Raw genomic sequence first — 21,341 nt, 5'->3', positions numbered from 1 at the left:
TGAAACGTTCCTGATGAGGGACGTTTTTATTTTAAACGTGTATAATGAAGATATTCTAACAATTTTAAGGAGAAATTATGGCTGAATTAACACGATTCTATAATATGTTTCAACCGAACCATTATGATATTTATTTGAATATTGATCGCTCATCAAAAACAATTAGTGGCACAACAACCATTTCAGGTGTCGCGCAAACTTCAAAAATTGCGTTGCACCAAAAAGATTTGTCTGTTAGTGGTGTACAAGTTGATGGTCAGTCAGTGCCATTTGTAATTAATCGCGAACTGGATGCCCTCAATATATCCTTACCAAAATCAGGGTCAACAAAGGTAACTGTTGACTATACGGCACCACTAACAGATACAATGATGGGCATTTATCCATCATACTATGAAATTGACGGTGTCAAAAAGCAAATTATTGGCACGCAATTTGAAACAAATTTTGCACGCCAAGCATTTCCAAGTATTGATGAACCTGAAGCAAAGGCAACCTTTGATTTAGCCATTAAATTTGATGAACAACCTGGAGAAACCGTATTAGCCAATATGCCCGAAATTCGTGTTGAAAATGGGGTACACTATTTTGACACAACTGTTCGTATGTCAACCTATTTAGTAGCATTTGCCTTTGGAGAGTTACAAAACAAACAAACAGAAACGAGTAGCGGCGTTAATGTTGGTGTTTATGCAACAAAGGCCCATGATCCGAAAACACTTGATTTTGCATTAGATATTGCCAAGCGTTCAATTGAATTTTTCGAAGATTTCTATCAAACACCTTATCCATTACCACAATCAAATCAATTGGCGTTGCCCGATTTTTCAGCTGGTGCCATGGAAAACTGGGGGCTAGTCACTTATCGTGAAGCGTATTTGGTGCTTGATCCAGACAATACGGCTTTGGAAGCTAAACAGGTAGTGGCAACAGTCATTGCTCACGAACTCGCGCATCAATGGTTTGGTGATTTTGTGACGATGAAATGGTGGGACGATTTGTGGTTAAATGAGAGTTTTGCCAACATGATGGAATATGTTGCTATTGATGCACTTGAACCAGATTGGCACATTTGGGAATTGTTTCAAACATCTGATGTACCCGCAGCTTTACACCGTGATGCAACTGATGGTGTGCAAGCCGTACATGTTCAAGTTAACCATCCAGCTGAGATTGATTCGTTGTTTGATGCTGCAATTGTCTATGCAAAGGGTGCACGTATGTTAGTCATGGTACGTGCGTTAATTGGTGATGATGCGCTGCGTGAAGGATTGAAGAATTATTTTGCGACGCATAAATATGACAACGCAACTGGAGCTGACTTGTGGCAAGCGTTGGGTGATGCTTCTGGTCAGGACGTCTCAGCTGTTATGGATTCATGGCTAGAACAACCAGGCTACCCAGTTGTTTTTGCCGAGGTGCTTGATGGTCAGCTCACTTTAACACAACAACAATTTTTTATTGGCGAAGGACAGGATGATAACCGCTTGTGGCAAATACCGGTTAACAGTAACTACGAGACAGTGCCTAAAATAATGACTGGACAAAAGGTCGTTCTAGGGGATTATGTGACGCTACGTCGAGGGGCAGGTGAAGCGTTTTATCTCAATAGGAGAAATGATTCGCATTTTATCGTCAAATATGATGCCACCCTCTTACAAGATATATTAGTCAATGTTGGTCAACTAGACGCGATTACGCAACGTCAAATGATTCAAGACTTGCATATACTTGCTCAGGGACGACAAATCGCATTTTCAGAAATTGTACCGTTACTCGTCCGTTTTGCTAATAGTGACTCTAAGATTGTCAATGATGCCTTATATACTGTTGCACAAGACCTACGTCAATTTGTAACCCCTGATTCTGATGAAGAAAAGCACTTGAAGCAGTTCTATGATAAGTTGAGTCGTCAGCAGTTTGAACGCTTAGGTTGGCATGCAAAGAATGGCGAATCCTTAGATGATGAATTAACGCGTCGTTACATTGTTTCAGCTGCATTGTACGCAAACAATAGCGCAGCGACAACACAGGCGCATGACTTATTTAAAACATATGAGAGCGATTTGCAGAAAATACCCGCAGAAATACGTGTGTATATTATTCGTAATGAGGTTCAAAATTATGGCAATCAAACGCTATTTGATGATTTGCTGTTAAATTATCGTCAAACTTCTGATGCGAGTTACAAACAAGATTTACGTGCGGCGATAACGATTGTGACCGAGCCAAAACTGGTCGATCAATTGGTAGTGGCATTTAAAAACGCAGATGTGATTAAACCACAAGACTTACGGGGATGGTTTGGTGGTACTTTGCGTAATACACACGGCGAACAAGCTGCTTGGGATTGGTTACGACGTGAGTGGGATTGGTTAGAAGCAACAGTTGGTGGTGATATGGAGTTTACAACTTACATTACCGTGGCTGCCAGTGTTTTGAAAACTAGCCAGCGCTTAGAAGAATTTAAAAACTTCTTTAATCCAAAAAGCGATCAGCCTGGCTTGACTCGTGAAATTAAAATGGATACACGCGTGATTAGCAGTCGTGTGGCATTAATTGCATCAGAAAAAGACGCGGTGAATCAAGTGATCGCTGATAATATTTAAGTACTAAAGGGAACCAAAATTTTGGTTCTTTTTTGTTATAGTTAAAAAATTACACAGAAAGGATATTTGTGATATACTATGTATTAGTTAATAAATTACAAATAGGAGACGGCTGTGACATATAAGAAAAAAATATCAGAACTCTTTTTGATTAAGGGTGGATCACCGCAAGTTAGAATTAAGGTAAGTAAAAATACTGATGCGCGTAACTATTTTTTTTATGATCAAAATCACCTTTTACAAGACATATCACAATCGGAAATAGAGGATAGTGCAGTTGAAAAGACGATTAAAACAGAAGATACTGTTGAGGTAGCAGAAGAAAATGACATGATTATTAGTTTAATATCAGCAACTAGTGCTAAAGTGAGCGTCCAACATCAAGGTTACTTAATTAGTCAAAATTACGTTAAATTAGTGCCAATAGATGAAAATATCATTGATGAAAACTATGTGATCTATCTATTAAATGAAAGTCATCTGGTTAAAAAGCAACTTGCACGTCAACTACAGGGGTCAAATTTTGTAAAAGTAACAATAGCTATTTTGAAAAATTTGGAAATACCAATGATACCTATTGAAAAGCAACGGCAAATAGGGAAATGGTACATGAAAACTAATCGTTTAAATACTTTACGTCAACGCGTTGAAATGAATCAAAAACGTTTAGCTGATGAGCTAATAGAAAGAGGAATAATTAATGCCACTTTATAAGACAAAAGGCGAGGTACCTTTTGAGAGAAAATTTGTTGAGAATTTAACGCAACATGGATGTGCTCAGAAGTCAATAAATTGTACTATTTTTATTCAGTTAATTAGGCGACATTTGAGATACGATTGCGATTATAAAAATTGATATACCAACCAATGGCTGCTTGGACTTCAGTTAATGTTTGGTATGCCTTCAAATAAACCTCTTCACGCTTCAATATTGAATGAAACGCTTCCATACGGCCATTATCGTATGGATGTCCTTTGAGTGAATATGAATGTTTCAAGCCATAATTTTGACATTTAATATTAAATTCAGCACTCGTGTATTGTGACCCCATATCTGAATGAATAATGAGTGGCTTTCGATGCTTATCTAACGCCATCTGTAAGGCACTTGTGGCTAGCTCGGCTGTCATTGTATCGCCAATTTTATAGCCCAATACTTTTCTCTTCTCAGGATCCAAAACGGTCGCTAAATAGACCCATCTGTGATTAGTCAACTGAATATAAGTGATATCTGTTTGCCAAACACCGCTTAAATCATGCAAGTGTCTAATCAGATTGGGTTTTTGAGCAACCGTCACAACAGTTTTGGGTTTGCGATAACGTTTTTGCATGCGCGATTTAATCCCTAATTCACGCCCTAATTTGAGCGTCATATATTCAGATATTTTTGGACAGTCATTGTTTGGTTGACTATAAGCAGCAATACGACGATAGCCATAAAATTTAAAGGTTTTCCAAACGTCTAAAATATAAGGTTTTAGGGATTCTCTACGCTTTTCTTGTCGACTGGGCTGCCAATGGCGCCAATTGTAATAGGTACTAGATCTGATTTTAAGTGCATTTAAAATACGCACAAGCGCGTAGCCTTGTGCTAAAAATTGATTAACTAGCGGCAATCCCACATGACGGACTATTTTTTGGCTAGTAAGATGGCCGCTCAATGCCTGTCAGGCTATACGTGATAAAATTTCGTTTTCTTCCTCCAAAATAGCGAGGCGCTTCTCTAATTGCTTGACGTCTTTTAAAGTCTTTGACTGACCCTTGATCATGATTGGGGTAGCTTGTTTAACCCATATAGCAATAGAATCTTTTGATGGTCCAAATTCTTCTGCTAATGATTTGAGTGAACGGCCTTCTTGGTGAAGTTTAACCAATGAATCTTTGAAATCTTGTGAATAACGAATTGACATAAAAATACTCCTATACTTTCATTTTACGGACTGAATAAAAATAGTCCATTTTTTTAGTATAAGAGCAACCTAGTACTGTACGATTTATTGGTACATCGGAAAGAATATCTCATCAGGGTGTGAAATTAACAAAAATGATTGCGGGTACCTCTTATCATGTTTATGCTAATTTTTCAAAGGATGCCATGATAAAGAAGTTGCAATTAGTTGCTCAACTTTTAAACAAAGATATTGATATTAATATATAGCATATTAATATTAGTTTAATTAGAAAGACACAAGGAATAGAAAATTATGACAGAAAATACTTCCAAAACACTCGAACAGGCCCTTTGGAATTCAGCCAATGTTTTACGTGGCAAAATGGATGCAAGTGAATATAAAAATTACCTTTTAGGATTGATTTTTTACCGATTTCTAAGTCATAAAACAATGGCAGCAGTGATCGATGCAACAGGCGAGATAGGCGATCCTATCGCTATTTATAAGCAATATTGGCAAGATCAGCGCGATGATATTATTGCTGAACTTTACACAGCCAATGGCTTTATTATTCAACCCGATGAACTATTTGATAGCTTGGTAACACGTATTCAAAATCACCAGTTTCAAGTTTCTGATTTAAAGACTGCTTTATTTAACTTAGAACAATCTGTTAAAGGACATAAATCTGAAGATGATTTTGAAGGGCTGTTTTCAGATATTGATTTAGATTCTAATCGATTAGGCAAAAATCCTAGTCAGGTTATGAATGATACAATTACTGCGTTGAAAGATATTGATTTTGATTCAGATCGTGATGTACTTGGGGATGCGTATGAATACTTGATTTCAGAGTTTGCTATGAGCGCTGGTAAAAAGGCTGGTGAGTTCTACACGCCACGCACAGTAAGTGAAATCATAGCACGTATTGTAGCCAAGGGCCATGAGGACGGCGATAATCAGATTAGAAGTGTCTATGATCCAGCAATGGGATCAGGGTCGTTACTCTTGACTGTTGCAGGTCAGGTAACTGGAAACAAAACAATTGCTTATCATGGACAAGAGTTGAATACCACAACATTTAACTTGGCACGTATGAATTTGATGTTGCATGGTGTGAGTTTTGAAGATATTCATGTACGTAATGGCGATACATTGGATAACGATTGGCCAGCGCAAGAGCCATATCAATTTGACGCTGTTGTGATGAACCCACCGTACTCAGCACATTGGAATAACGACGAGTCACGTCTCAGTGAACCACGTTTCCGTGATTATGGTAAGCTAGCACCAAAATCAAAGGCTGATTATGCCTTCTTGTTACATGGTCTGTATCATCTCAAACCTTCAGGGACTATGGGAATTGTTTTACCACATGGGGTCTTATTCCGAGGTGCTGCGGAAGGCAAAATTCGTCAGCAGCTAATCGATTCAAACATGATTGATGCGGTGATTGGCTTACCAGCTAATATTTTTTATTCGACATCAATACCAACAGTTATTTTAATTTTGAAAAAAAATAAGGCAACAAAAGATGTGTTGTTTATTGATGCAATTAATCAATTTACTAAGGGTAAAAATCAAAATGTCTTATCAGAAGAGAATATTGACAAGATTGTTTCAACTTATGACAAGCGACAAGACGTTGAAAAATATGCGCATGTGGCTTTAATTGATGAAATCAAAGAAAATGATTATAATCTCAATATTCCACGTTATGTCGATACTTTTGAAGAAGAAGAGCCAATTGATTTAGAAGCTGTTCGTCAGCAATTGAAACAAGATGACATCGAAATCCAGAAATTAGAGAAGGAAATAGAAGAAACACTCAAGGAATTAGGCGTTAAAATTGAGTGAATTTAATAGTCGTGTATAAAAATGCAGGATGAGCACCTGCATTTTTTCGTTTCCTCATTAACAGTAATCTGTTGATCGAGGGTTTTGAAGAAGGCTCCTATTTTGGTTTGTTCATTTAGGTAAGTTGATATTGAAACTCTTAATTGAGACAAAGATTTTTGACTTACCCCTTTAGCAGTACCACCACTTGCAAGAGAATGCAATTTCGTAAAGGTCAGAGGTGTACTCAAGAGAATTGCTAAAAAATCATCTGTTATTTTATCAGGTAGAGTATTAAAAGCGATTACACGCTGACTAAGAATATACTTTTTATCATCAGGAACTTGCGCTACATTACCCATTGGAGCTTCAGTGGTGAACAAGACTTGTCCCTGATATAATTCTTTACCAGTCATCCACTTATCATAGAGTTTTGAATCACCATAGTGTGCATCAGCGGTCGGATCAATATAACCATTTTTAACATTTAATGCGGAGAGGGCTAAATATCCTTCGCTGTTCCAAGTCATTCCAATTTTTTTTGGTGTACGCCCACGGAAATCGACTATATTTATAATATTATCTAAAAAATAACGCTTTACCCAAGCGTCAGTATCCAACGAGCGATTTAGATGTATAAAAATACTACTCTGTTTGGCAAGGATATGCTAACTCTTGGGTAAAGCATGCCCTTGGCGATTTAGGAAAAATTTCTGCTGGTGGGGACGTCGATAAGAATAAAGTAAAAAGTTACGGAAAGTATCCTGTTTTAGCTAATGCTTTAAAAAATGACGGAATTATTGGATTTTATGATAACTATAAAATTAAATCACCGGCAGTTACAATAACTGGGCGTGGTGACGTAGGACACGCTAAAGCTAGGAATATCAACTTTACACCAACTGTTCGACTGATTACCTTAATCCCTAAAATTGGTGATGTTGATTTTCTTGAAAATTCAATTAATTCAATTAAAATATTTATTGAGTCGACCGGAGTTCCACAATTGACTGGCCCGCAAATTAGTTCAATAAAAGTTAAAGTACCTGATAAAGATGAACAAACCAAAATAGGAGCCTTCTTCAAAATCCTCGACCAACTGATTACTGTTAATGAGCGTGAGTTGTTAAACGACTGCATATTATGCAAAATAGAAACAGGGCAAACGCCCAATTTTATTTTGGAGGTGTCAAGATGACACAAGAACTATTATTACAGGATTATTTTAAGCAGTGGGTGGAGTTATATAAGCGTGATGCCGTGCGTAAAGTCACGTATGATAAATACCAGTTAACGCATAGGCATATCAAAAGATTGGCAGCTGAACTGAAATTATCTGATCTAACGCGTCTGACGTATCAGCAATTGCTTAATGATTATGCGGAAAATCATGAACGCCAGACAGTACTTGATTTCCACCGTCATGTCCGTGGTGCGATTATTGACGCAGTAGAAGAACAATTAATTGATCGTGACCCAACTCGAAAAGCGATTCTAAAGGGGACAAAGCATCGTAAACACAAAACAAAATATTTAAATCAATTTGAACTACGTGCTTTGTTAAATGAATTAACCTTGAATGATGGCGTAACATGGGATTATTTTATATTACTGATTGCTAAAACGGGTTTGAGATTTTCGGAGGCGTTAGGTTTAACGCCCAATGATTTTGATTTTTCCAGACAAAATCTTAATGTCTCGAAAACATGGGATTATAAAAGTGTTGTTGGTGATTTTGCGCCGACAAAAAACATGTCTTCAGTGCGCAAAATACAATTAGATTGGCAGACAGTGATTCAATTTTCACAACTGGCTAAAAACTTACCCGATGATAAGCCAATATTTGCTGGAGATAAACGTATTTTTAATGATACAGTAAATCATTTCTTAGAACGAAAGTGTAAGCAAGCTAATATTTCGGTTATTTCGATTCATAGTTTACGCCATACACACGCCTCATTACTACTTTATGCTAACGTGAGTATCGCATCAGTTGCTAGAAGGTTGGGACATTCAAACATGACCACAACACAATCAACATATTTGCATATTATTCAAGAATTAGAAAATCAAGATAATGATAAAGTGATGAAGCATTTAGCTGCTTTAGTTTGATAAAAAAGAGTTGTATCACTTTTCTTTAATAAAATGTTAAACGTTTAATTGTTTTTTACTCATATCTATGGTTAAATGTTTATTGGACAAAATAAAGGTTGCCAGTGAGCAACCATTTTGGAGGAAAATAATATGACGATGAGTCCGTTAGATAATACAGCAGGAAAAGCAGTGTCCAGTAACTTTACTAAAGAACAAAAGGTGGTGTTGGGATCTACAACACTAGGCTTTACTTTAGATCACATGGACGCGACATTTTTATCTTTTGCGCTAGCACCAATGATTGCAGAATTACACATTACTGGGGCGCAAGGTGGTGTGATTGCAGCGATGTCTAACTGGGGGGCACTACTTGGTAGTGTCTTGTTTGGGATATTAGCCGATCGTATTGGTCGTGTACGTGTTTTGTCATATACGGTGATGTTGGTGACGTTTGCGACTGTTATTTTAGCCTTCTTAGATAATGCACATACGATCTATGCCTCACGATTTTTGCTTGGTATGGGTACTGGTGGCGAATACGGCGTCAGTATGGCGCTGATTGCTGAAAGTTTTAAAGCCAATCGTATTGGCAGAATCAGTTCAATTACAGCAATTGGTGGTCAAGTTGGTGCTATTCTAGCAGCAATTTTGGCCACGCTCATTATGCCAACCTTTGGTTGGCGTGGTTTGTTTATGATTGGTTTCTTACCATTGATCGTTGTGTACATTGTTCGTCGACATCTAAAAGAAACACCAGCATTTGAACAACTACAGGCAGATTATAAATCAGGGCGCAAGAAGTTCAGCTTTAAATTTATAGCCAATACACCAAAACGTGCGTATACATCACTTGTCTTAATCATTATGTTAACTATTCAAACTGCGGGTTATTATGGCTTAATGAACTGGTTACCAACGATTATGCGAAAGCAATTGGGGATCACGGCAACTGTGACAGCGGGCTATGTCAACCTAGGTATGATTCCAATTATTATAGGTATGGCTGTGGGTATGATGACATTTGGCACGATTTTAGACAGAATCGGTCCAAGACAAGCGTTTACAATCTTTTTAATCGCTTCTGCCATCATGATTTATGCCTTTACGTTTGCATATAACATGTGGACACTAACCATATTAGGTGCAATTGTTGGTTTCTTTTCTAACGGTATGTATGGTGGTTTTGGTGCCATTATTAGCCGTCTGTATCCGGCTGAGATCAGAGCAACAGCTGCTAACACGCTCATGGGCTCTGGACGAGCTCTAGGTGCCTTTTCGTCTGTTGTTATTGGCTGGATTATGGATAACTATAGTGTTGGTGCAGTGATGATGAGTTTAGCAGCAATGTATGTGATTAGTTTAGTATTCATGCTAACAATTCCAGATTTTAAAAAGCTGGGTGCTAACCAATATTATCAAGGAAAAAATTAAATTTCAGGAAGTGTCATAGGCGATTGTCAAATCGTTATTGTGGCACTTTTTTGGTGCATTAAAATAGGTCGGGATAGATACTGAAAGGTGTATAATGGGCGTAAATTCTAAAAGGATAGATATATGACGAAAATACATCAATTTGCTAAACAATCAGTGGATAAGTCAACAGAAATAGCCGAGTTATCGGCTGTTGGATTTTATGATGATAGCTGGCGAAAAGCGACACTATTGCGTCATTTACTCTACCATGCTTTGCCAGAATATCATAGTTTATCTTCTAAAAATATGTGGCTTGACGAACATCTTGCCACACCTAGCACGTCGATTTTAACATTCATAACAGATAAACAAGCACTGACTAAGACCATTTTTTATACGATAGCGTCACAATTGTTGGGTTATGATACAGAATTGACAGACAACGCCTATGATGGACAGCAAGTCTTTAAATCGGTTGGCTGGGAAACAACAGATGTTTCTGATATTTATCACGCATGGTATTTATTACTTAATACGCACACTAAAAATGGCCTACTTTTCATTGACGAACTAGCGAGCCATGGCTATTTCAAAACTACAAATCAACGGATTTATTTTAACGGCAAATCCATGGCGACATATGATACAACCCACTTGGTTCAGGAAACAGTTTGGGTCGAAACGTCTGTGGATTCAGATTTAGATGGTCAACTTGATTTAATTCAAGTTGATATTCAGCGACCTGATACAACTGAAAAATTACCTGCATTATTTACAGCGTCACCCTATTATCAAGGGATGATGCTAAAAGAAAATGATGCTAAGGTTCATCATGTGAATGTGCCTTTAGTACGTAAAGTGCCAAAGCAGGTGGCACGTGATGTTGTGACTTACCAAGTGGATGAAACGGTTAATCGGCCCTTTGCTAGGGAAATAAGAGGCGTGGCATCAGCGGCCACCAAAACGTTTACCACCTTATCAGGCCATGCATGGGATTTGAACAATTATTTTCTCTCACGTGGTTTTGCAGTTGCCTACGCCTCAGGTATAGGGACTAGGCACTCGGATGGTATGCAAGACACAGGATCACCTGACCAAGTTGAATCGATGAAAAATGTTGTCGAATGGTTAGCTGGAAATCGTGTAGCCTTTACGGATAGAACAAGTCAAATTGCAATTAAAGCTGATTGGTCTAATCATAAGATTGCAATGACTGGCCGTTCTTATTTAGGTACGTTGGCGACAGCAGTCGCTGCAACAGGTGTAGCAGGGTTGGAAACGGTCATTGCCGAAGCGTCGATCTCTGATTGGTATCAATATTATCGCGATAACGGGTTGGTTATTGCACCAGGTGGTTTTCCTGGCGAAGATATGGATGTTTTAGCAGAATTGGTTTACAGCCGAATGAAAGATCCTGCTGACTGGACACGTACTCAAAAGCAATGGCAACAGTTTCAAACAAAAACTAAAAATTTACAAGACCGTGAAAACGGCAACTATAATATTTTTTGGGATGCACGTAATTATTTGAATCGTAGTCATCATATTAAAACAGACATCGTGTTGGTTCACGGATTAAATGACTGGAATGTGAAACCGCGTCAAGTTTATCGTCTCTGGCAGGCGTTAAGGGGTAATGGGTACAACAATAAATTAATTTTGCACCAGGGACAACACATTAATATTAATAATAATCGATCATTAGATTTTGCTGATCAGATGAACTTGTGGTTGGTTACCAAATTATTAGGGCAGCCTTCTCAAGTATCAACACAATTACCCAATGTTATTTGGCAAGACAATACACAAAGTCAGTCCTGGCATGGATTCAATGAGTGGGGAACAACCATCAACACACGCACTTATCATTTGGCAGCTGGACAACTCGTTAAGCACGCAACCAACGGCGAGGTGTCTTTTACAGATCAGTTAAGTCATGAGTTGTTCGAGCAATCAGCAAAGTATTTCAGTCGATGGCGTGATAAAACATTACGTCAATCATCTGATTTATCAAAAACACAACAACACTTTAAAACACCTAAATTAGTTGATGATCAGTTTATTGATGGTGAAGTAACTTTGACGTTGCGTGTTAAGTCATCACAGAATATTGGGCTAATCAGTGCCATGTTGCTTGATTATGGTGCGGACGATTATCTGAAGTCACAGCCAACTAATCAAGGCGTTAAAATTGATCGGGGTGTTAATTTTGCCCAAGTCGATCTACAAGAATTTGAAATGGAAAAAGCCAATTATAAATTGATTACCCTGGGTCATATTAATTTGCAGAACCGAACGAATGTTTGGCAAACTGATGACTTAAAGGCAGAACAATATGTCACCGTCAATATCACTTTGCAGCCAACATTATACCACTTACGTGCAGGGCATCAATTGGGGTTGATTGTCTATGCAACTGATTTTGAAATGACGATTCGTGGTAACCAGGGCATTGTTTATACCATTGATTTGGCGCACAGTTTGTTAACTTTGCCTGCACAAAATAACACGCAATCATTAAGATGATGCTTGTCTTAATGACTGCGTGTAGGTGTTAACTTTCAGGGTTTGGTGTCGTTAATGCGTTGTTGTGAATATAGCTGCGGAAAGTTTTGAAAGTATCAGAAAATAATTCATCTGGTTCAATATTAAGCATTTCTCTCGGGAAATAGAACCGTTTGTCAAAGGATACTTGGCCCTTAATAGCTGATACCAAGGGTGAAAGTTCAGATAGCTCACGATGTGAGCCGTCATCTAAAACAAAGTCAATTTGTGTCCGGGGCTTGGCGACATTTGGTTTATAATCATCGTATGGCAAATCGAACGCATCATTGCGAGCAGTATAATAATCTGCGTTATACCCAGCAATATTGACAAGTTTTTCAAGATCTTCTAGTAATGGTGCGGTTTGGTCGTCAATAATAATTGACTTGAGTGGGTGACGATCCAAGAAACGTGTTGATAGATCTGATAGTATAGGGTCTGGATGATGACGCCACATGGCAATGTAAGTCATGAAAACATGATCATCAATTTGTAGATAATCATGAACGCTTAATGGATCATTGTTGAAGAGAGGCGTTAGGAGTGGACCAACAAAATCTTTTTCGTGTGTCCCACTGGCTTGATATAGCTCGTGTGCGCGTTGTAATAAGTGCTCTAAAAGCACTTCCATGCCACGTGATACAGGGTGGAAATAGACTTGTAGATACATTTGATAGCGACTGACGACATAATCCTCGACGGCATGCATGCCCGCAATATCAAAAGCGATACCATTTGAGGTAGGTTTCATGGTTCTTAATATGCGATCAATATCAAATTCACCGTATTTCGTACCCGTGAAATAAGCGTCACGTAAGAGATAATCCATACGATCAACATCAAGCTGACTAGAAATGAGTTGAACGACTTGTGGGTTGTCATAAGTTTTAGCGATGACGCTGGCAACTTTATTTGGAAAATCTGGTGAAACGCGTGATAAAACGGTATTGATTTCTGTGTTTCCAGTAATAATTTCACGTGTAATTGCTTCGTGATCTGTGTGGAACAAATGTTCAAAAGTATGTGAAAATGCGCCGTGCCCAATGTCATGTAGAAGGGCGGCAACCAGTGTTACTTGACGTTCTTCTGGATGCCACAGTCCATCGCTAGTGTTGTTTGAACGGTAGTACTGTTCAAAGTGTTCGGTAATACGTCTGGCTATTTCGTAGGCACCAACAGAGTGACCAAAGCGAGAATGTTCAGCACCATGAAAAACAGCGCTTGTAATACCAAGTTGTTGAACACGCCGTAAACGTTGAAATTCTGTCGTATTAATTAAATCTAAAATGATACGATCTTGTATATGAATAAAATTGTGTATAGGATCACGTAATACTTTTTCGTTTGATAGTTTTTCCGTTAACATAGTTTGCCCTTTTTGTCTTTATTATATTATAATGGATTTTTAACGAAAATAATAATGAAAGTTGTTTTTTGCGCATGTTTAATTAAAATGGCAATGAAATTGTTGGTTTTATTGTTAAATGATGTGCAATCATTTGAGATGACAGGACAATGGGCACTAATCATAAACATGACGTCAACATTCACCTCAAAACCAGTATTAATCAAACAGGTGATACAGAGGTTTTTGAATTTCAAACTGTTGGCGAACTTTTGGTTAAAAGAGACGTCATTTTTTTAAGATACACTGAAGTGATTGCGGAGCAAACACCAACAAACGTGTTATTTAAATTAGAATCTGATAAAGTACGTTTGAACCGCAGCGGTGATAGTTTAACTAAATTAGCTTTTGCAAAGGGGCAGCGTTTACAAGCGTACTATCAAACCCCAGCAGGACAAATGCAACTAGAAACAGATACCACAGTTTTAGTCGTTGACGTTGACGTAAAACAAGATAAGGGTGTGGTCACGATGGGCTATGATCTCTATGCCAATGATGCTCTGGTTGGTCAATACGATATTTTGTTGCAATTTAATGGAAAATCTAGTAAACTTAATTAGTTAGAAACTCGAAAGGACGTGCACTATGGCACTCAAACAATTAGGCAATCATCCAAAAGAAGAATTAGCATTGGTTGAAATTGCATCTGAAATTTTGGCAGAACATAAAAATGTTATGCCATTTAGTTCATTGGTTCAAGAAATTCAGGCGTTTTTAGAAGTCGATGCAGAAACGTTCAAGTCACGTCTCTCACAGTTTTATACTGATTTAAACACTGATGGGTCATTTATTTCTCTTGGAAACAACGAGTGGGGATTACGTGCGTGGTACCCTGTGGATGCGATTGATGAGTCTATTCATGAAATTGATGATGACGATGATACACCAAAGCGTAAAAAGGTGGCAAAGAAAGTCAATGTCTTTGCTGATGCTTCAACTGATGATGATGTTATTGATTATAACGATGATGATCCTGAAGATGAAGACTTTGGTGATGTTAGCACCACTGATGACGATGTTGAGGATTCAGAGGTCGAAGTTGACGATGATGATGAAGACGAAATCGTTGTTGGAGACGACGAGTCAATTGATGAAAACTTAACTGAGTTAACTGGCACGAATGATCTTGATGATTTAAGTGATGGCGACATTGAAAAGTAACCATACAAACAACAAATTTTGATATTAGTTTTCATGAAAACCGCGAAAATCGGTTTTTTTATTTTCTTTTAAAATACCACAGTATCAACGTTTTGGTGATGTATTACAAATATAATTGACAAAAAAATGAAAAAGGGTTGCTTTTTTCAACAAATGTCTGTAATATATATAAATGTGCTAAGGCATGTTTGCTCCTTTAACTCAGTTGGTTAGAGTAGGGGATTTTTAATCCCAAGGTCCTCGGTTCGAGTCCGAGAGGGAGCACTGATATAACTATCAGGAGACCTTTGGGATATTCCAATAAAAGCAAGTAACTTCGGTTACTTGCTTTTATTTTGTTTTCAAAGTTTGCAAAGACAGTTAAATCATAGTATGATTAATACCAAGCGTAGAGACGGATAATTAGTAAAGGCATCTTTTTGAAGAGACATCATGGTGGTGAGAATGATGAAAGTCCTTAACGAAAAACTACCGTTGATGCATGGTAATAGTAGGTGATGAACTGAAATTATCGTCGGTGTAATTGGTCGTTAATCCAATTAGTTGAAGAAAGGCGTATAGTTTGGCGTCTGAAATTGGGTTGGTACCGCGCAGAAGCGCCCCTAGATTAAGTTCTAGGGGCGCTTTTTAATGTTATGACCTTTAAAACGTGGAGGCGTATTATGGTAAAAGAAGATAAAAGAGAATTGAATAGAGATTTATCATCTCATCAAATGCAAATGATTGCCCTTGGCGGTACAATTGGTGTTGGTTTGTTTATGGGATCAGCGTCAACCATTAAATGGACTGGTGTCTCTGTTATTTTAGCGTACGCGTTGGCTGGACTAGTTCTATATCTCGTGATGCGTGCGTTAGGGGAAATGTTATATGTCGACCCTGCAGTGGGGTCGTTTGCCAATTATGCAACAAAATATATCCATCCTCTGGCGGGATATTTGACTGTTTGGGCGAATGTATTTCAGTGGATTACTGTTGGTATTTCAGAAACAATTGCAGTTGGCCTTTACATGAATTATTGGTTCCCTGAATTACCTAACTGGATAACGGGAATTGTTGTATTAGTGACATTGACATTAGCAAACATGACAACAGTCAAAGCTTACGGTAATATGGAATCTTGGTTTTCAATGATTAAAGTGATTACGATTGTTTTAATGATTATTTTAGGCATGATGGTTATTGTTCTTGGGTTTGGTAATGGTTGGAAACCAGTTGGTTTTTCTAACTTATGGTCACATGGCCCTTTCTTTGCTGGTGGTTTTAAGGGATTCATGTTTGCTTTAGCTATTGTTATGACGTCATACCAAGGTATTGAAATTATTGGTATTACAGCCGGTGAGACACAAAATCCTAAGCATGCTATCGTAGCTGCCATTCGGTCAATTGTTGCTCGTATTTTAATTTTCTATATTGGTGCCATATTTGTGATTATTACAATTTATCCATGGAATCAGTTGGATCAAGTTGGTTCACCCTTTGTGGAAACCTTTTCTCGTGTTGGTATTACAGCAGCTGCAGGTATTATTAATTTTGTGATGCTCACCGCTGCAATGTCTGCCTTGAACTCTGGTATATTTAGTTCAAGCCGTATGATATATACGTTAGCCTTGAATAAAGAGCTGTCACCTAAGTTTTTAAAACTATCAAAGCACCGTGTACCAACACTACCAGTATTGGCAATTTCCACTGGAATATTGTTAGGTATCATTTTAAATGCATTGTTGCCGTTTTTCTGGCAGGGTAGTTCAAGCATTTTTGTGCTAGTATATTCTGCTAGCACGTTGCCGGGTATGGTGCCGTGGTTTGTTATCTTGTGGAGTCAGATTAAATTTCGCAAAGAGAATAAACACCATATGTCAGAGCATCCGTTTAAAATGCCATTATCGCCTTATACGAACTATTTCTCAATTTTAATGTTGCTTATCACGCTGGTATACATGGTCATCAATCCAGATACCAGAATACCATTATTAATCGGATTGGGATTCCTAATTGTGATGTCAGTTATCTTTTTTATAACACATAAGCAGCATAGTCGAAAATAGTGTTAAAATATCGACGTTAACTTGAGAAAAATGATAGAATAGATGAAGATAAAAAACGGAGGAAACGTGTGTTGAGCTGATAATAGTCACCTGCAAAAGCTTTTTAATTTGTTTTGCAGGTGACTATTATAGACAGAGTTAATGGTCATGCCGTTATTGCGTTAAGCATCTGACACATTTTGACAATCATGAAAATAGCAATAGATGCGATGGGTGGCGATTATGCGCCATTGGAAATTGTGAAGGGGATTGAAATCGCCCGAGATCGTTACCAAAATATTGAATTTCAACTTTATGGTACAGAAAATGAGGTTAAGCCTCTAGTAAACAATTGGGATCGGATTGAATTAATTGCAACAACAGAAGTGATCGCAATGGGTGATGAGCCAGTTAAAGCAATGCGGCGAAAGAAAGACTCTTCTATGGTCCGAGCTGCTATGGCAGTTAAAGAAGGTCAAGCAGATGCTTTGTTTAGCGCTGGTAATACTGGCGCGTTGTTATCAAGTGCCATCTTCTTAATCGGTCGTATTAAGGGAGTTGACCGGCCGGCGTTGGCGTCTGCTATGCCAAGCTTTGATGGGCAACATGATCAATTTGTCTTCATGGATCTCGGTGCAAACGCTGAAAATAAACCGTCACATTTGTATCAATATGGTATTCTAGGTAGTTTTTATGCGACCCATGTCCTAGGGATTACTGCACCTCGCGTTCGTTTGTTAAATAATGGTGCTGAAGAAGATAAGGGCGATGAAGTGCACAAAATAGCCCATCAACTGATGAAAAATTCACCATCATTTAATTTTTTGGGTAACATTGAAGCGCGTGAGTTGCTTGAGGGTACGGCGGATGTTGTCGTTGCTGATGGTTTTTCTGGTAATGCTGCCTTAAAAGCTACTGAGGGAACAGCTTTAATGATGCTAAAACAGATTAAACAAGCAATTCTAGCCTCAGGAGTTGGTGGTAAACTTGGTGGTGCGTTGCTCAAACCAGCATTTAAACAAGTCCAAAAGAAGTTAGACTATAATGAAGCAGGTGGTGCTGTAATTCTAGGTGTCAAGGCACCGGTTGTTAAAACGCATGGTTCAGCTAAGGCTGCAGCAGTGGCGAACACCATGGGACAAATTAAGACAATGCTTGATAACCAATTAGTGCCTGATATACAAAATTATATCTCAGCACATACGGAAGAACTGCAGTCCGGTAAGCAAGTATTAAATGCACAACTTAATGATTAGTATACGGGAGATATAATATGGCTATGGAAAAAGAAGCAATCTATAATATGATGGCTGATGAAGTAGCAGAACGTTTTAACGTAAAACGTTCTGCAATTACCCCTAATTTAAATTTTTTAACTGATATTGATGCAGATTCAATTGATTTTGTTGAACTTGTGTTGGAAGTTGAAGATATGTTTAATGTTAGTATTTCAGATGATGATGCTGAAAGTCTGATTACGCTGCAAGATACAGTTGATTATATTGTCGCGCATCAAAGCTAAGGCTGCCTGTTTAGCAGTTGACACTTACTAAAAATAAGTTTATACTAACCTTCAAGTTGAACATTTAATATTAAAGTTCGTCGCGTATATTGTATAAAAAATGTTATGATTTTTATGTTTTTATTAACTATAAACATGTAAAAATGATGACGGACAGTTAATTGTGCGGAGATTATAAGCATGTGACATCTTGCTAAGCGTCCTGATACAAATCTGTTGTTTTGTATCAGGACGCTTTTTGATCTTAATGACTTAAAATAATGGAGATAGAATTTTTGGAGGACACACGAATGTCAGAAAAGCAGGGAACACCCTTAATATCACAACTATTAGCCACTTGGATTGAGGGTGAATCTAGCCAATCTTATGCAGTTACTAATTATGCTAATGCAGCGGCGATATTATTTCAAAATATGAGCGCGCTTAATTGGGTCGGTTTTTACTTGTTCGATGACGTGAATAATGTCATGTCTTTGGGCCCTTTTTTGGGTAAACCAGCAGTGGCTTTAATATCACCTGACAATGGTGTTGTTGGTAAGGCATTTTCTTCACAACAAACGATTGTGGTTGAGGATGTTCATCAATTTCCTGGTCATATTGTTTGCGACACAGATTCAAATTCAGAAATTGTGATACCGATTACAACTACTGATGGCCGTCAAATTGGTGTATTAGATATTGATTCGCCAGATCTGAACCGTTTTTCTCGTCAAGATCAGGCTGATTTGGAAGATTTTGTCAGGACGTTGCTGCCTTATATCACTGCTTAGCAGTTAATGATGATGAACAGTTAATCTAGACAGTGTTTGATATGACACGATTAACACTGTCTAATTTTAGAAAAAGAGGCAGATAGATGTTTGAAACACTTACTGCTAGACATGCACAATTTCTAGCGGCACTATGGCAGCATGTTCAGTTAACAGTTATTGCTGTTGTTATTGCTGCACTAATTGCGATACCTTTAGCAATATGGGCTGAACATCATAAGCGTTATGCAGAATGGTTTTTACAAATTACGGGTATTTTTCAGACTTTGCCTTCTTTGGCGGTACTTGGCTTATTAATTCCTATTGTGGGTATTGGGACACCAGCGGCACTGATTGCATTGATTATTTATGCGTTGTTACCAATTTTTCAAAACACCTATCTTGGTTTATCCGGTGTTGAGCAAGATATTTTGGATGGTGGTCGTGCGCTCGGCTTGCCACGTTATATTTTATTAAGGAAAATACAGCTACCCTTAGCTATGCCAAGTATTATTGCTGGTATTCGTACTGCAACTGTGCTAATCATTGGCACAGCTACCCTAGCATCTTTAATTGGTGCAGGCGGGTTAGGTGATTTTATTCTGCTAGGGATTGATCGTAACAATACCAATTTAATTTTAATTGGTGCCATTGCATCGGCTGCTTTAGCCATCATGAGTGGATTGGTTATTAATCTAGTGACACGTTTACGCGGTTGGTTACAAAAAACGGTCATCAGTTTACTTGCTTTCTTATTTATTGGCGGTAGTTTGTTACCTTTGTTGCCACAAACGCGAGCTTCTCAAACCATTACAATTGCTGGCAAACTCGGATCAGAACCAGAAATACTGATTAATATGTATGCTGCCTTGATTAAGCAAGCGCAGCCAAATACAAAAATTGTGTTAAAACCTAGTTTTGGTGTAACTACTTTTTTGTATTCAGCACTAGAAAGCAATAAAATTGATATTTATCCAGAATTCACTGGTACAATAACCTCATCATTGGCCAAGCCCGCTGTTAAATTACCCATTGGTGCCAATGCTCAGGTCACTTATGCAGCGGCAAAAAAAGTTGCGAAAAAAGAGAATTTGTTTTTGACGAGGCCGTTACGGTTCAATGACACATACGCTATTGCTGTTTCTCAAAAAGATGCGAAAAAATATCAATTAAATACAATTGGTGATTTAAGGCATTTACCGAGTGCAAAAGCGGGGATGACTGCTGAATTTTTAGACCGTTCTGACGGTATGCCGGGTGTTGAAAAAGCTTATAATCTCAATATACCTAAAGTTAGTTTAGATCCAGCATTACGTTATCGCGCAGTCGCTCAGAATCAAGTTAATGTCGTTGATGCTTACGCGACTGATTCACAACTTGCTCAGTATCACCTTAAAGTGTTGACAGATGATCAAAATTTTTTCCCAGTATACCAAGGCGTGGCATTAATGAAATCTGATTTTGCTAAAAATAATCCCAAAATTGTCGTGGCATTGGATCAGCTTGCAGGGCGTATTACCAATACAGAGATGCAAAATATGAACTACGCGGTTAATGTGAAACATGAGTCAGCTGAAAAAGTTGCTCAAAGTTACCTTAGGGCCCACCATTTATTAAAATGATAACGCAACAGCAATTACAATTTTATGTCGTACAGATATCAAAACAATATTTTAATCGACCATTTAATCATAGTGCGCGATTTAACAAACGCCTTAAAACCACCGGCGGTCGCTACTTATTGCGAACACATGATTTAGAGTTTAATCCTCAGATGGCTAATCTACCGGAATTTGAAGGTATTGTTAAGCACGAATTAGTGCACTATCATTTACATTTGCAACAAAAAGGATTTCAACATAACGATGCAACATTTAAACAGTTATTAAGCGCAGTGGGCGGTTCGCGATATGCACCAAGATTATCGCAAGTACCACGGCATTTATGGCGTTATCGATGTGAGAATGATCATCAAATTATGAGACAACGACGTTTTTCTGAAAATCGGTATCGTTGTGGACAATGTGGTGCACAAATATTTTTCGTAGGTGAAGTTGACAATAGGTAATCGCCTTCAGGTATAATGAAT

At 38.0% G+C, this 21,341-nt stretch carries 18 protein-coding genes, 1 tRNA gene and 1 pseudogene; 16 read left to right on the top strand and 4 right to left on the bottom strand.

Annotated features, from left to right (window positions below; all coding sequences use genetic code 11):
* Positions 1 to 77 precede the first annotated feature (77 nt).
* Complete coding sequence (locus LKI_RS03190) at positions 78 to 2,609, top strand: M1 family metallopeptidase (protein WP_013102713.1); 2,532 nt, start codon at positions 78 to 80, stop codon at positions 2,607 to 2,609.
* Between the two features lie 114 nt (positions 2,610 to 2,723).
* A complete protein-coding gene (locus LKI_RS03185; protein ID WP_013102712.1) occupies positions 2,724 to 3,323 on the top strand; it encodes a restriction endonuclease subunit S in 600 nt (199 codons plus the stop codon).
* Between the two features lie 101 nt (positions 3,324 to 3,424).
* Here LKI_RS03185 and LKI_RS03180 read toward each other — a convergent pair whose 3' ends face one another.
* Entirely contained in the window at positions 3,425 to 4,231 is an 807-nt protein-coding gene (locus tag LKI_RS03180) for an IS3 family transposase (RefSeq protein ID WP_187286364.1), read from the bottom strand.
* Between the two features lie 45 nt (positions 4,232 to 4,276).
* Positions 4,277 to 4,519 carry a transposase gene (locus tag LKI_RS03175; protein ID WP_004912700.1) on the bottom strand — a complete coding sequence of 81 codons (243 nt, stop codon included), beginning with the start codon at positions 4,517 to 4,519 and terminating at the stop codon, positions 4,277 to 4,279.
* A 294-nt stretch (positions 4,520 to 4,813) separates the two neighbouring features.
* On the opposite strand from LKI_RS03175, the gene LKI_RS03170 reads away from it, so the two are divergent.
* On the top strand, positions 4,814 to 6,358 hold the full coding sequence (locus LKI_RS03170; protein ID WP_013102709.1) for a type I restriction-modification system subunit M: 1,545 nt from the start codon (positions 4,814 to 4,816) through the stop codon (positions 6,356 to 6,358).
* Positions 6,359 to 6,360: 2 nt separating this feature from the next.
* On the opposite strand, the gene LKI_RS03165 is transcribed toward LKI_RS03170, so the two are convergent.
* Positions 6,361 to 6,957, bottom strand: a complete 597-nt coding sequence (locus LKI_RS03165; protein WP_013102708.1) for a restriction endonuclease subunit S — start codon at positions 6,955 to 6,957, stop codon at positions 6,361 to 6,363.
* Positions 6,958 to 7,025: 68 nt separating this feature from the next.
* On the opposite strand from LKI_RS03165, the pseudogene LKI_RS10725 reads away from it, so the two are divergent.
* The 4 genes and pseudogenes from LKI_RS10725 to LKI_RS03145 form a co-directional block, all read left to right on the top strand.
* Positions 7,026 to 7,535: pseudogene (locus LKI_RS10725) on the top strand (restriction endonuclease subunit S); the annotation flags it as partial.
* Positions 7,532 to 8,452, top strand: coding sequence for a tyrosine-type recombinase/integrase (locus LKI_RS03155; protein WP_013102706.1), 921 nt, complete (start codon positions 7,532 to 7,534; stop codon positions 8,450 to 8,452). The pseudogene LKI_RS10725 and the gene LKI_RS03155, both read left to right, overlap by 4 nt.
* A gap of 132 nt (positions 8,453 to 8,584) precedes the next feature.
* On the top strand, positions 8,585 to 9,865 hold the full coding sequence (locus LKI_RS03150) for an MFS transporter (RefSeq protein WP_013102705.1): 1,281 nt from the start codon (positions 8,585 to 8,587) through the stop codon (positions 9,863 to 9,865).
* Positions 9,866 to 9,988: 123 nt separating this feature from the next.
* Positions 9,989 to 12,373, top strand: a complete 2,385-nt coding sequence (locus LKI_RS03145) for a Xaa-Pro dipeptidyl-peptidase (protein ID WP_013102704.1) — start codon at positions 9,989 to 9,991, stop codon at positions 12,371 to 12,373.
* A gap of 28 nt (positions 12,374 to 12,401) precedes the next feature.
* On the opposite strand, the gene LKI_RS03140 is transcribed toward LKI_RS03145, so the two are convergent.
* Positions 12,402 to 13,757, bottom strand: coding sequence for an HD domain-containing protein (locus LKI_RS03140; protein ID WP_013102703.1), 1,356 nt, complete (start codon positions 13,755 to 13,757; stop codon positions 12,402 to 12,404).
* 149 nt (positions 13,758 to 13,906) lie between these two features.
* Here LKI_RS03140 and LKI_RS03135 point away from each other — a divergent pair, with 149 nt between their 5' ends.
* The 9 genes from LKI_RS03135 to LKI_RS03095 all read left to right on the top strand — a co-directional run bounded on the left by LKI_RS03135 (position 13,907) and on the right by LKI_RS03095 (position 21,320).
* Entirely contained in the window at positions 13,907 to 14,356 is a 450-nt protein-coding gene (locus tag LKI_RS03135; protein WP_013102701.1) for a YwiB family protein, read from the top strand.
* 25 nt (positions 14,357 to 14,381) lie between these two features.
* Complete coding sequence (rpoE, locus tag LKI_RS03130; protein ID WP_013102700.1) at positions 14,382 to 14,957, top strand: DNA-directed RNA polymerase subunit delta; 576 nt, start codon at positions 14,382 to 14,384, stop codon at positions 14,955 to 14,957.
* Positions 14,958 to 15,147: 190 nt separating this feature from the next.
* A tRNA-Lys gene (locus LKI_RS03125) sits at positions 15,148 to 15,221 on the top strand.
* A 398-nt stretch (positions 15,222 to 15,619) separates the two neighbouring features.
* Entirely contained in the window at positions 15,620 to 17,002 is a 1,383-nt protein-coding gene (locus tag LKI_RS03120) for an amino acid permease (RefSeq protein ID WP_013102699.1), read from the top strand.
* Between the two features lie 188 nt (positions 17,003 to 17,190).
* Complete coding sequence (gene plsX / locus LKI_RS03115) at positions 17,191 to 18,237, top strand: phosphate acyltransferase PlsX (RefSeq protein ID WP_041773492.1); 1,047 nt, start codon at positions 17,191 to 17,193, stop codon at positions 18,235 to 18,237.
* Between the two features lie 17 nt (positions 18,238 to 18,254).
* On the top strand, positions 18,255 to 18,503 hold the full coding sequence (locus LKI_RS03110) for an acyl carrier protein (protein WP_013102697.1): 249 nt from the start codon (positions 18,255 to 18,257) through the stop codon (positions 18,501 to 18,503).
* Between the two features lie 290 nt (positions 18,504 to 18,793).
* Positions 18,794 to 19,273, top strand: a complete 480-nt coding sequence (locus tag LKI_RS03105) for a GAF domain-containing protein (protein WP_013102696.1) — start codon at positions 18,794 to 18,796, stop codon at positions 19,271 to 19,273.
* Between the two features lie 86 nt (positions 19,274 to 19,359).
* Positions 19,360 to 20,874, top strand: a complete 1,515-nt coding sequence (locus LKI_RS03100; RefSeq protein ID WP_013102695.1) for an ABC transporter permease/substrate-binding protein — start codon at positions 19,360 to 19,362, stop codon at positions 20,872 to 20,874.
* Positions 20,871 to 21,320: a SprT family protein gene (locus tag LKI_RS03095; protein WP_013102694.1), complete on the top strand. Its 450-nt coding sequence runs from the start codon at positions 20,871 to 20,873 to the stop codon at positions 21,318 to 21,320. The genes LKI_RS03100 and LKI_RS03095 overlap by 4 nt, the downstream gene beginning before the upstream one ends.
* Positions 21,321 to 21,341: the final 21 nt, after the last annotated feature.

The sequence above is a fragment of the Leuconostoc kimchii IMSNU 11154 genome (genome assembly GCF_000092505.1).
In the GTDB taxonomy this organism is placed as follows: domain Bacteria; phylum Bacillota; class Bacilli; order Lactobacillales; family Lactobacillaceae; genus Leuconostoc; species Leuconostoc kimchii.
Note: the sequence above shows the minus strand (reverse complement) of the source record. Positions and strands in the feature narration are given on the sequence as shown.